Source organism: Lentzea albida, from assembly GCF_900111005.1.
GTDB classification, from domain to species: domain Bacteria; phylum Actinomycetota; class Actinomycetes; order Mycobacteriales; family Pseudonocardiaceae; genus Lentzea; species Lentzea albida.
In genome coordinates, this window is sequence record NZ_FOFV01000028.1 from 24171 (window position 1) to 35086 (window position 10916).

Genomic DNA, 10916 nt, shown 5'->3' on the forward strand with positions numbered 1-10916 from the left:
ACCTCCGACATCGCGCCGATGGCGCGCCCGGCTGCCGCCACGCTCGCGACTGACGAGCGCGGTGCCCGGCGCTCCATCGGATGCTCGCCGCGAGGGCCATCAGCGAAATTCGGAAAGTGTCCGAGATCGTCGGAACCCGGTCGTCGCGATGCGGTTCCTCTTCAGCCTCCTCAGCCGAAGAAGGACTGAAAAGATTTGCAGCACTTCCTTTTCCAGGGTTCGACTTGGTACGACTGCAAGGAGTTCCCTGCTACAAGGAGACAACGTGGTTTCCTCTGTTCTTCGCGTCCTGCTCACGGCCGCCCTGGCCGTGGCGCTGTGCACACCGGTGCAAAGTCTTGCGGCGCCACCCGGTCCCAAGGACGTCACCGTCACCCTGTTCCAATGGCCGTTCGCCCGCGTGGCGTCGGAGTGCACCAACGTTCTCGGCCCCAAGGGCTACGGCTACGTCGAGGTCTCCCCCGCGACCGAGCACGTCCAGGGTCCGCAGTGGTGGACCACCTACCAGCCCGTCAGCTACAAGATCGCCGGGCGGCTCGGCGACGAGAACGCCTTCCGCTCCATGATCTCGACGTGTCATCGCGCCGGGGTGAAGGTGATCGCCGATGCGGTGATCAACCACATGAGCGCCGGTTCGGGCACGGGGACGGGTGGTAGCGCCTATTCCAAGTACAACTACCCCGGCCACTACGGCAACACGGACTTCCACTCGTGCCGCACCTCGATCGCCGACTACCGGGATCGTGCCGACGTCCAGAACTGCGAGCTCGTCGGTCTGTCCGATCTGGACACCGGCAGCGACCGGGTGCGCGGCGTGATCGCGGCGTACCTGAACCGGTTGATCTCGATGGGGGTCGACGGGTTCCGGATCGACGCGGCCAAGCACATCGCAGCCGCCGACATGAGCGCCATCAAGTCCAAGCTCAGCAACCCCAACGTGTTCTGGGTCCACGAGGTGATCTACGGCGCGGGTGAGGCCGTGCAGCCCGGCGAGTACACGGGCTCGGGCGACGTGGACGAGTTCCGCTACGCCTACGACGTCAAGCGGATCTTCCAGAACGAGAACCTGGCCTACCTGAAGTCCTTCGGGCAGTCATGGGGCTTCCTGCCCAGCGGCCAGGCACGGCCGTTCGTGGACAACTGGGACACCGAGCGCAACGGTTCCACGTTGACCTACAAGGACGGTTCGACCTACACGCTCGCGAACGTCTTCATGCTGGCGTGGAACTACGGTGCCCCGCAGGTGTACTCGGGCTACGAGTTCAGCGACAAGGACGCCGGCCCGCCCGGCAACAACGTCTGCTACAGCGGCTGGAAGTGCCAGCACGCCTGGACGCAGATCGCGAACATGGTGCAGTTCCGCAACACCGTGGCGGGCACGGACGTGAACAACTGGCAGGACAACGGGTACGACCTGATCGCGTTCGGCCGCGGCAACAAGGGCTTCGTCGCGATCAACCGCGAGACCTTCGCGGTGACCCGCACGTTCCAGACCGCGCTGCCGGCCGGAAGTTACTGCAACGTGCAGGAAAACGGCTGCGTCCGCGTGACGATCGACGCGCAGGGCCGGTTCACGACGACACTCGGCGCCGGAACCGCTCTCGCGTTGCACGTCAACGCACGATCGTGAGCATTTCGGGCCTGCCGTGGCCGCCGCAGGCCCGAAACAGCGGCCGAACCCGGCCCACAGCGGAAGTGGAGAGAGATGTCACCTCGGGTCGTCGATCCCGTCGCCCGTCGTGGCGCAGTCGCGGAGGCGGTGTTCCGCGTGGTCGGGCGAAACGGGGTCGAACAGGCCTCGTTGCGCACCGTGGCAGCGGAGGCCGGACTTGCCATCGGCTCCATCCGGCACTACTTCGCCAGCCAGGACGACATGATCGTCTTCGCCGCCGAGTCGCTGTTCCGGTCGGTGGACCAGCGGATCCAGGCGCAGCTGCTCTTGCTCGACGAGGGCATCGACTCCGCCTGCACAGCTGAACGCGTACTCGTCGAGGTGCTACCGCTCGACGGTTCCCGGCCTGGTGATGCCGCGTTGTTGATCGCCTTCGCCACGGCCGCCCGCACCCGGCCCTCGCTGAGGCCGCACACCGCACGGCTGTACGACGGGTTGCGCGCGTTCTGCCACCGACTGCTGACCGCGATGTCGGAGTCCGGTGCCGTGGCGGGCGACCTCGACCTGGTGCCGGAGGCACAACGGCTCTCGTCGTTGTTGAGCGGGCTGGTGGTCGACGGGGTGCTGCACCCGGACCGGATGCCACCGGAGCTTTCCCTGTCGTTGGTGCGCAGACACCTCGACTCGTTGCGACAGCTCCACGGCACTGTCCGGAGTGAACGAGGGAGAACATGATGACGGCTGTGCGGGTGGTGACAGGTTCTGGTCCGGCGTGGGTCGCGCGGTCGCGCAGGCGCTGCTGACCGCCGGACGGCGCGTGGTGCTCCCCTGGGCGGCGAGCCGGCGCGCTGGTGGAGACGGCGACGGGCGTGTCCGCCGATTCGGTCCTGGCGGTGTCGACCGGCGTCACCGACGAGGAGTCGCTGGACGCGCTGTTCGGAGCGGCGCTCGAGCGGTGGGGCCGGGTCGACCTGTTGTTCACCAACGCGGGAACCAGCGTGCCGGACACGCCGCTGGAGGAATTCTCCCTCGAGCAGTGGACGCCTGTGGTCACCACCAACCTGACCGGTTCATCGCTGTGCGCACGCGCGGCTTCTCGGACGGTGAAGAGCCGGAGCCCGCAACAGGGCCGGATCATCGACAACGGCTCGGTCTCCGCGCAGACACCCCGGCCGCACGCAGTCGCGTACAACACGAGCAAGCACGTGATCACCAGCCTCACCAAGTCCCTCTCGCTGGAGGGGCGCCGGTACGGCATCGCCTGCGGTCAGATCGCCATCGGCAACGCGGCGACCCTCGATGAGCGAACAGGCGACCACCTGTGTGCTGCAGGCGAACGGCTCGGTCGCACCGGAGCCGACGATGGAAGTCCGGCATTTCCGCGATGCCGTTCGTGGGGTGCGGCTGACTCCGCACCGGCTCATCACCCGGCGCCCGCGCTCCTCGACCACGGGCGCGACATCGGGCGGACAGGCGTCCCCGGCAGTGGTGTGAGGGCCCTTCCGCTGTCGAGCACCGCGAGCACGTTGTCGACGGCCAGCGCCACCATGGCCGCGCGTGTCGCCTCCATCCCCGATCCCGCGTGCGGGAGAACGAGCAGGTTCGGCTCGGTGAGCAGCGGGTCGGTCGACTCGCTGAGCTGCTCGTCGGTCATCACGTCCAGTCCGGCCGAGTACGGCAGCCGGAGCGCGAGGCCGCGAGCAACGCCGCCTCGTCCACGACGCCGCGCGCGGTGCTGGCCAACGTCGCGGTCGGTTTCATCAGGGCCAGTTCGGCCGCGCCGATCAGGTTGAGGGTGTCCGGGGTGAGCGGCACGTGCAACGCCACGACATCGCTGGTGCGCAACAACCCCGGCAGGCTGATGGCAGCGGACGGGGCTTCGCCGTCCTGGTGGGGGTCGTGGTGCTGGATCCGCAGGCCGAAACCGGCCGCACGCCGGGTGACCGCCCGCGCGATCTGCCCGTAGCCCACGAGCCCCACCGTCGCGCCGTGCGCGTCGAGACCGAGGAAGCCGTTCATCCGGAACGTCCGCCACTCAACCGCGCCGCAGTGAGCCGACCGCGGCTCCGAGACGGCGCCCGCTCATCAGCATCAACGACATCGCGATGTCCGCGGTCGTCCCGACCAGTACCCCCGGTGTGTACGTGACGACCACTTCCCTCTCCGCAGCGGGCCGCCCGCACTGCGCCGGGGTCACGTCCGTTGAGGGACCACCTCGGCACCCGACTCCGCGAGCCCGGCGGCCAACGCGGCGCCGATGCCCCTGCTGGAGCCGGTGATCAGCGCCCTGCGGCCGGTGAGGCCGAACAGCGAGCGGGTCATGCGATCTCCCCGTCCAGGTAGTAGCGCATCAGTGCGGCGTTGTCGGCGTCGCCGTGCCCGGCGGTGACGAGCCGGTGGTGCAGTTCGGTGATGGGGAGCGGGAGGTTGTGCGCACGCGCGAAGGCACACGCGGCTTCGGGGTCCTTCACCATGTTCACGACGCGCCCCGCCGGAGCCAGGTCGATCTCGGCGAACAGCGCCACGATCTCGCCCCGCGGCACCTCGAACGTGACACCGTCCACGGCACGGTTGCCGTGGAAGGACTTCACCAGCCGGCCGACGCCCAGAAGTGTGGTCATGTTCGCCCGGCAATTTCCTGCGCCACACCACTAGTTCAGCCGGTGGAACCCGGCGGAAACTTCTAGTGGTTCCACCAGAATTTCGAGGCGGCCGCCCGGAAGGTTCCGCGCGTCGAGAGCGAAGCCGAACGGCACGCATTCGCACAAGCGGGCCCGAGGATCAGTGCGGTCATCGGCGTCAGGTTCCGCCGATGGCATTCGGCGTTGATTCCACGACACCGGAGTTGTGAGCCGTGCCGTTCTCGCGGCGTGGCGCATCGGTGGATTCCGGGAAATCGCTCAGACGTTCGTCACACGGGACAGCTGACCCGCCAGCGCGATCAGGTCCGCCACCACCGACCCGCTCAGCTCGGTGGTGGCGCGGACGGTGAGCATCGTCGCGCTGACGGCGGTCGGGGTGCCGGGACGGCCGGGCAACGCCACGGCCGCACACGTCACTCCCTGCGTGTTCTGCTCGTCGTCGACCGCGTACCCGCGCATCCTGGTGGTGTGCAGGTCGCGGCGCAGGGCGTCCATCGTCCGGTGCGAGCGAGGCGTGAGAACGGGAGCTCGCCCACCCCCGCCAGCCGGGCGTCCATCTCGACGACCGGCAGGCTCGCCGGCACCGCCTTGCCCAGAGCGGTGACGACAGCGGGCATCCGACGGCCGGTGTCGCTGGCGAGCCTGATCGGCTGCGTTCCCCCGTGGCGCGCCAGGGACACGACCTCGACACCGTCGAGCACCGCGAGGAGCACGGTCTCCCGCGCCGCGACGGGCAGGACGGCCGTTCCCCGCCGGAACTCGGCGACCAGGTCGGTTCGGCCAGGAACTCGTGGCCGAGCTCGACCACCTCGCACCCGAGCGCCCACCGCCCGTCAACGTGGCGGATCATGTGACCGGCTTCCAGTGCCGTGCAGATGTTCGCCACCGTGGACCTGGCCAGGTCCAGTGACCGCGCCAGGTCCGTGAGCGCGACGGGCTGCCTGACCCGCCCCAGTTCTTCGAGGATGGCGACAGCACGCGTCACGGCCGGGGACCTGCTGTCCACCACCCGGAACGACCGGCCGCGCACTTCCGACCCTGCCACCGCGCCTCCCGACCGTCACGCCACCAGCCGTACCAATGTCACCAGTGGCAGCAAACGCGGCCCGACCGGTGGTCCCCGTCAGCTTCGAGGCCGTCGATCGGGCACGCAGAAGATCTGGGCCTCATGCAGTGCCGCCTCCGCGAGGTCAACCAGAACCGCCAAAGATTCTGGTCGTCGAACTGAACAATTTCGTTCTCGACCACGACACCGTCTCTAAGGGATTTTCCACAAGTAACTGCTCTTCGTTGACGCTCCTCCTTCCGGCCTACATCGTGAAAGCGAGACCGGACACAGCTCGGAAGGAGTGCAGTCATGACGCACCATCGCGTTGTCCTTCACGGAGGCCCTGAGCTCTCAGGAACGACAAGGGTGTGCGAGGTCGAAGACCTGTCCCACAGCGTCAAGATGATCCACGGCAACGGTCGCGAGCACTTCACCTATTCCGGTGCGACCGCAGACGTGGACGGCGAGGAGTTGCCGAGGTTCGACTGGGTCGGCCGCACGAAGTTCGCGGAGTGACCCCCGGCCCGGGCACCGGGGGTGTCGCCACCGCGCGGTTCGCGTACCCGTCGGTCTCCTGGCCTCGGCTCGACGCACACGTGCCTCGGTGACCGCTTCCCCTCACCACCTGCTCCACGAGAAGGGCCTCTGATCCACCGCGGTGGATCAGAGGCCCTTCTCGTCGTCCACTTCCGCGTCAGGGCTGCCCGAGCTCGTCCAGCAGGGCGAACATCTCGTCGTCGGTCGCCGAGTCCAGGTCGACCTCGGTCGCCGTCGCGCCGGGCGCACTTGACAGCCTGGCCCGCAGGACGTCGAGGCGACCCGCGACCTGGCCGTGCATCTTCAGGTCCAGGGCCTGCCCGGTGAGGAGCCGTTCCAGCGCTTCGAGCGCCGCGAGAACGGACTCCGGTTCGTCATCGGGCGTGAAGCCGAGCCGACCGTCGAGGTGCTCGACGAGATCGCCGGGCGTCGGGTAGTCGAACAGCAGCGTGGCGGGCAGTCGCAGACCGGTCCCGCCGTTGAGCCGGTTGCGGAGCTCGACGGACGTCATCGAGTCGAACCCCATGTCCTGGAACTGCCGGTCCGGATCGATGGTCGACCCGCCGGAGTGGCCGAGGACCAGTCCGACCGCGGTCCGCACGAGGTCCAGGAGCACCTCCCGCCGCGCGTCACCCGTGAGACCGTGCAGGCGGTCCGCCACCGTCGCCGAGCTGACCGCGGATCGTCGCGCCGAGGTGCGGACGACTCCCCGCAGGACAGCCGGGACCTCCCCAGCGGTGCGCAGGGCCTGCACGTCGAGCAACACCGGAACCGCGACCGGTTCCCCGGAGACCAGAGCCGCGTCGAACAGCGCCACGCCCTGCTCGACGGACAGCAAACCCGTTCCCGATCGCGTCATCCGGCTCCGGTCCGCGTCGGAGAGCGCGGTGGTCATGCCCACCTCCGGTGTCCACGGGCCCCAGGCGAGCGAGGTCGCCGGCAGTCCGAGTTCCCGGCGGTACCGGGCGAGGTCGTCCGCGAACGCGTTGGCAGCGGCGTAGTTGCCCTGTCCGGCCGCGCCGAACACGCCCGCCACCGACGAGAACACCACGAAGGCGCGGAGATCGAGTCCCGCGGTGAGCTCGTGGAGGTGCCATCCACCGTCGACCTTCGGCCGCAGCACCGCGCTCAGCCGCTCGGGGCTCAGCGAGTCGACGACACCGTCGTCGAGCACCCCCGCGGTGTGCACGACCGCGGTCAGGGGGTGCTCCGCCGGGATGTCAGCCAGCACCCGTGCCAGCGCGTCGCGGTCGGAGACGTCGCAGGCGACCGCCCGCACGCAGGCGCCCGCGGCGGTCAGCGACTCGACCAGCTCTCCGGCACCGTCGGGGCCGCGGCGACCGACCAGAACGAGGTGCCGCACACCGTGCTCGAACACCAGGTGCCGCGCGAACACGGCCCCCAGTCCGCCAGTTCCGCCGGTGATCAGCACGGTGCCGCTCGGATCCCAGGTGGACGGCGCGGGCTCCGCCGCGGCAGGCAGTCGCGTCAGCCTGGGCGCCAGCACCTGCCCGTCGCGTACGAGCAACTCCGGCTCGTCAGCTCCCAGGGCCTCCAGCAGGAGAGCGGGCGAACCACCCGTGGAGTCCATATCCACCAGCCCGAACGCGCCGGGGTGTTCCGACATCGCGGTGCGCACCAGGCCGCGCACGGTGGCCACCGACAAACCACCGCTGGTCACGAAGACGAGCCGGGACCCCGCGGCGCGTTCGCGGAGCGTCCACCGCTGGACCGCCGCCAGAACCTCCGCCGCGCTCGAGTGCGCGCCGCCCACGACGTCGTCCGGGTCGCCCTGCACGGCGAACAGGACCAGGCCGTCCGGTGCCGACTCCACCGAGTCGTGCAGCGCGACGTCGAGTCCCAGCGTCACCGGACCGACCACGGCGACCGGCTCGGCCTTCTGCCTCGGGGACACCGCAACCAGCTCCGTCCGGAACAGCGCATCCCCCGTCGGACCGAGTTGCCGCGCATCCACCGTGCGCAGCACGAGCGAGTCGACGGTGAGCACGGGAGCGCCCACCTCGTTCGCCACAGCCAGCGACACGGAGTCGGCGCCGGTCCTCGACAGCCTCGCCCGCAGTGCAGCAGAGCCGGGAGCATGCACCGACACGCCTTCCCACGAGAAGGGCAGACCACCGCTCCCTTGGCCCCCTCCACCCAGCATGAGTGCGTGGAGTGCCGCGTCGAGCAGCACCGGGTGCACCCCGAACGCCACCGCACCGTCGTGCAGCGCATCGGGCAGGGTGACCTCGGCGTACACGTCACCGTCGTCGCCACGCCACGCCGCACGCAGGCCCTGGAACGCGGGACCGTAGTCGAATCCCCCGTCGGCGAAGGCGTCGTAACACCCGGTGACGTCGAGTGGCTCGGCACCGGCGGGAGGCCACGATACGAGAGCGGCATCCGCTGCAATGCCGCCGTTCGTGAGCACTCCGGTCCCGTGCTGGACCCAGTGGCCGTCGGTGCCGGCAGGACGTGAGTACAGGCGCAGTTCGCGGTTTCCGTCATCACCCGGAGCGCCCACCCACACCTGGATCTGCACGGCGCCGTGCTCCGGCAGCGTCAGTGGCACGGCAATGGTCAGCTCACCGACGCGGTCACAGCCGACCTCGTCACCGGCACGCACCGCGAGCTCGGCGATGGCCGCACCCGGCACCAGCACCTGACCGAAGATCCTGTGGTCGGCGAGCCAGGGGTGGGTGGACAGTGAAAGTCGCCCGGTGAGCACGACCTCGTCCGATCCGGCGACTGTCACCACCGCTCCCAGCAGGGGGTGCGACGGCGAGTTCAAACCCGCGGCGCCGACGTCGCCGATCTGGACGCCACCCACCGGCCAGAACCACTCGTGCTCGAAGGCGTACGTCGGCAGCTCGACGAACCGTCCTCTCGGGACGATGCCGCGCCAGTCGACGTCCACGCCGTGGACGTACAGGCGGCCCAGCGCGGTCAGCAGCGAGGTCTCCTCGTCACGGTCCCTGCGCAGAGCCGGCACTGCCAGGCCTTCCTCGATCAGACCGGTCAGCACACCGTCCGGGCCCAACTCGAGGAACGCCGACGCCCCGGCGTCGGACAGGGCGCGAAGACCGTCGGCGAACCGCACCGCCTCCCGCACGTGCCGCACCCAGTACTGCGGCGAGCACACCTCGTCGGTGACCAGAGCGCCGGTCACGTTCGACACCAACGGCATCAACGGCTCACGGAACGACAGGTTCTCCAGAGCTCGAGCGAACTCGTCGAGCATCGGCTCCATCAACGGCGAGTGGAACGCGTGCGACACGCGCAGACGCGACGTCCTGCGGTCCTCGAACCGAGCGGCGATCTCCAGCACCGCGGCCTCGTCGCCCGCGACCACCACCGAGTCCGCCCGGTTCACCGCCGCGATCGAGACGCCCCCGCCCAGCAACGGCAACACCTCGGCCTCTGTGGCTGCGATCGCGACCATCGCCCCACCCGCAGGCAGTGCCTCCATCAACCCGGCACGCGCCCGCACCAATGCGCAGGCGTCGTCGAGAGACAGCACCCCGGCCACGTGCGCCGCCGCCACCTCACCGATCGAATGTCCCGCCACGAAATCCGGTGTAACACCCCACGACTCGACCAGGCGGAACAACGCCACCTCGACCGCGAACAACGCCGGCTGCGCAAAACCCGTGCGGTCCAACAGGTCCTGATCCGCACCCCACACGACGTCGCGCAGACCCGGCTCGAGGCGGTCCAGCACCTCGTCCAACGCCCCCGCGAACACCGGGAACCGCCCGTACAGGTCGCGGCCCATCCCCAACCGCTGCGCACCCTGACCCGAGAACAGGAATCCCGTGCGCTGACCGGCGGCCACGCCGCGTGCTACCTCGGAAACCCCGTCCTCCGACGCGAGCACCACCGCTCGATGAGCGAACACCGAACGCCCCAGCAGGCTCGAGCCGACGTCGACCTGGGATTCCGTGACAGCCTCCAAGCGCTCGACCTGCGAGCTCAGAGCGGCCTCGGACTTGGCTGAGACCACCCACGGCACCACACGTGCTTCCACCGGTTCCGGCACGGGCGCCGGCTCCGGCTGCTCGATGATCACGTGCGCGTTCGTGCCACTGATCCCGAACGACGACACACCGGCACGCCGCGGCCGACCCACCTCCGGCCATGCGACAGACTCCGTCGACAGCTCGACCGCACCCTCGGACCAGTCCACATGCGACGACGGCGTGTCGACGTGGAGTGTCTTCGGGACAACGCCGTGCCGCAGGGCCTGGACCATCTTGATGATCCCGGCGACACCGGCGGCGGCCTGGGTGTGGCCGATGTTCGACTTCACCGACCCCAGCAGCAAAGGCCGATCACGGTCCTGGCCGTAGGTCGCCAGCAGCGCCTGCGCCTCGATCGGATCACCCAACGTCGTACCCGTGCCATGCGCCTCGACAACGTCCACATCGGACGTTGACAAACCCGCACTCGCCAACGCCTGACGAATCACCCGCTGCTGCGACGGACCATTCGGCGCCGTCAAACCGTTCGACGCACCATCCTGGTTCACCGCCGAACCACGCACCACGGCCAAGACCTGGTGACCGTTGCGCTGGGCATCCGACATGCGCTCCAGCACCAGCATGCCGACACCCTCGGCCCAGCCCACACCGTCCGCACTGTCCGAGAACGCCTTGCAGCGCCCATCCGGGGACAGACCGCGCTGACGCGAGAACTCCACGAACGACCCCGGCGTCGACATCACCGTCACACCACCGGCGAGCGCCAGCGAGCACTCCCCGGCCCGAAGAGCCTGCATCGCCCAGTGCAACGCCACCAACGAGGAGGAGCAGGCGGTGTCGACGCTCACCGCGGGACCTTCGAGTCCGAGGGTGTAGGCCACCCGGCCCGACGCGACGCTCGGCGAGGCGCCGTTGCCCTGGTATCCCTCGGCGTCCCCGCCGGACAGGAGCACCGCGTAGTCGCTGTACATCACGCCCGCGAAAACGCCGGTCCGACTACCCCGCAACGACACCGGATCGATCCCGGCCCGCTCGATCGCCTCCCACGACACCTCGAGCAGCAGACGCTGCTGCGAATCCGTCGCCAACGCCTCCCG

General features: G+C 69.3%; 9 protein-coding genes and 4 pseudogenes. 5 read left to right on the top strand and 8 right to left on the bottom strand.

Features of this window, described 5'->3' with window-relative positions; all coding sequences use genetic code 11:
* The first annotated feature begins 265 nt into the window (after positions 1-265).
* The 3 genes and pseudogenes from BMY74_RS41455 to BMY74_RS47095 all read left to right on the top strand — a co-directional run.
* A complete protein-coding gene (locus BMY74_RS41455) occupies positions 266-1630 on the top strand; it encodes an alpha-amylase (protein WP_245786688.1) in 1365 nt (454 codons plus the stop codon).
* A gap of 75 nt (positions 1631-1705) precedes the next feature.
* Positions 1706-2347 (top strand): TetR/AcrR family transcriptional regulator, encoded by a 642-nt coding sequence (locus tag BMY74_RS41460; protein WP_089927141.1) that lies wholly within the window; start codon positions 1706-1708, stop codon positions 2345-2347.
* A gap of 116 nt (positions 2348-2463) precedes the next feature.
* Positions 2464-2898 (top strand): annotated as a pseudogene (locus BMY74_RS47095) (SDR family oxidoreductase); the annotation flags it as partial.
* 137 nt (positions 2899-3035) lie between these two features.
* Here BMY74_RS47095 and BMY74_RS45895 read toward each other — a convergent pair.
* From BMY74_RS45895 to BMY74_RS47100, 6 genes and pseudogenes are all read right to left on the bottom strand, one after another.
* Entirely contained in the window at positions 3036-3266 is a 231-nt protein-coding gene (locus tag BMY74_RS45895) for a hypothetical protein (protein WP_218159940.1), read from the bottom strand.
* Positions 3266-3637: pseudogene (locus BMY74_RS45900) on the bottom strand (NAD(P)-dependent oxidoreductase); the annotation flags it as partial. The gene BMY74_RS45895 and the pseudogene BMY74_RS45900, both read right to left, overlap by 1 nt.
* 168 nt (positions 3638-3805) lie before the next feature.
* Complete coding sequence (locus BMY74_RS41475) at positions 3806-3934, bottom strand: hypothetical protein (protein ID WP_281245052.1); 129 nt, start codon at positions 3932-3934, stop codon at positions 3806-3808.
* Positions 3931-4233: a hypothetical protein gene (locus tag BMY74_RS41480; RefSeq protein ID WP_177230205.1), complete on the bottom strand. Its 303-nt coding sequence runs from the start codon at positions 4231-4233 to the stop codon at positions 3931-3933. Before BMY74_RS41480 ends, BMY74_RS41475 begins: the two co-directional genes overlap by 4 nt.
* A gap of 279 nt (positions 4234-4512) precedes the next feature.
* A pseudogene (locus tag BMY74_RS41485) lies at positions 4513-4761 on the bottom strand (IclR family transcriptional regulator domain-containing protein); the annotation flags it as partial.
* Positions 4668-4991: an IclR family transcriptional regulator domain-containing protein gene (locus tag BMY74_RS47100; protein ID WP_425434902.1), complete on the bottom strand. Its 324-nt coding sequence runs from the start codon at positions 4989-4991 to the stop codon at positions 4668-4670. The pseudogene BMY74_RS41485 and the gene BMY74_RS47100, both read right to left, overlap by 94 nt.
* On the opposite strand from BMY74_RS47100, the gene BMY74_RS41490 reads away from it, so the two are divergent.
* On the top strand, positions 4917-5108 hold the full coding sequence (locus BMY74_RS41490) for a hypothetical protein (protein WP_089927146.1): 192 nt from the start codon (positions 4917-4919) through the stop codon (positions 5106-5108). The genes BMY74_RS47100 and BMY74_RS41490 overlap by 75 nt on opposite strands.
* A 47-nt stretch (positions 5109-5155) precedes the next feature.
* On the opposite strand, the pseudogene BMY74_RS47105 reads toward BMY74_RS41490, so the two are convergent.
* Positions 5156-5299 (bottom strand): annotated as a pseudogene (locus BMY74_RS47105) (hypothetical protein); the annotation flags it as partial.
* 312 nt (positions 5300-5611) lie between these two features.
* Here BMY74_RS47105 and BMY74_RS45580 point away from each other — a divergent pair.
* Positions 5612-5818, top strand: coding sequence for a DUF5988 family protein (locus BMY74_RS45580; protein ID WP_281245053.1), 207 nt, complete (start codon positions 5612-5614; stop codon positions 5816-5818).
* A gap of 178 nt (positions 5819-5996) precedes the next feature.
* On the opposite strand, the gene BMY74_RS41500 is transcribed toward BMY74_RS45580, so the two are convergent.
* On the bottom strand, positions 5997-10916 hold a 4920-nt coding region (locus BMY74_RS41500; protein ID WP_143091936.1), incomplete at its 5' end, for a type I polyketide synthase.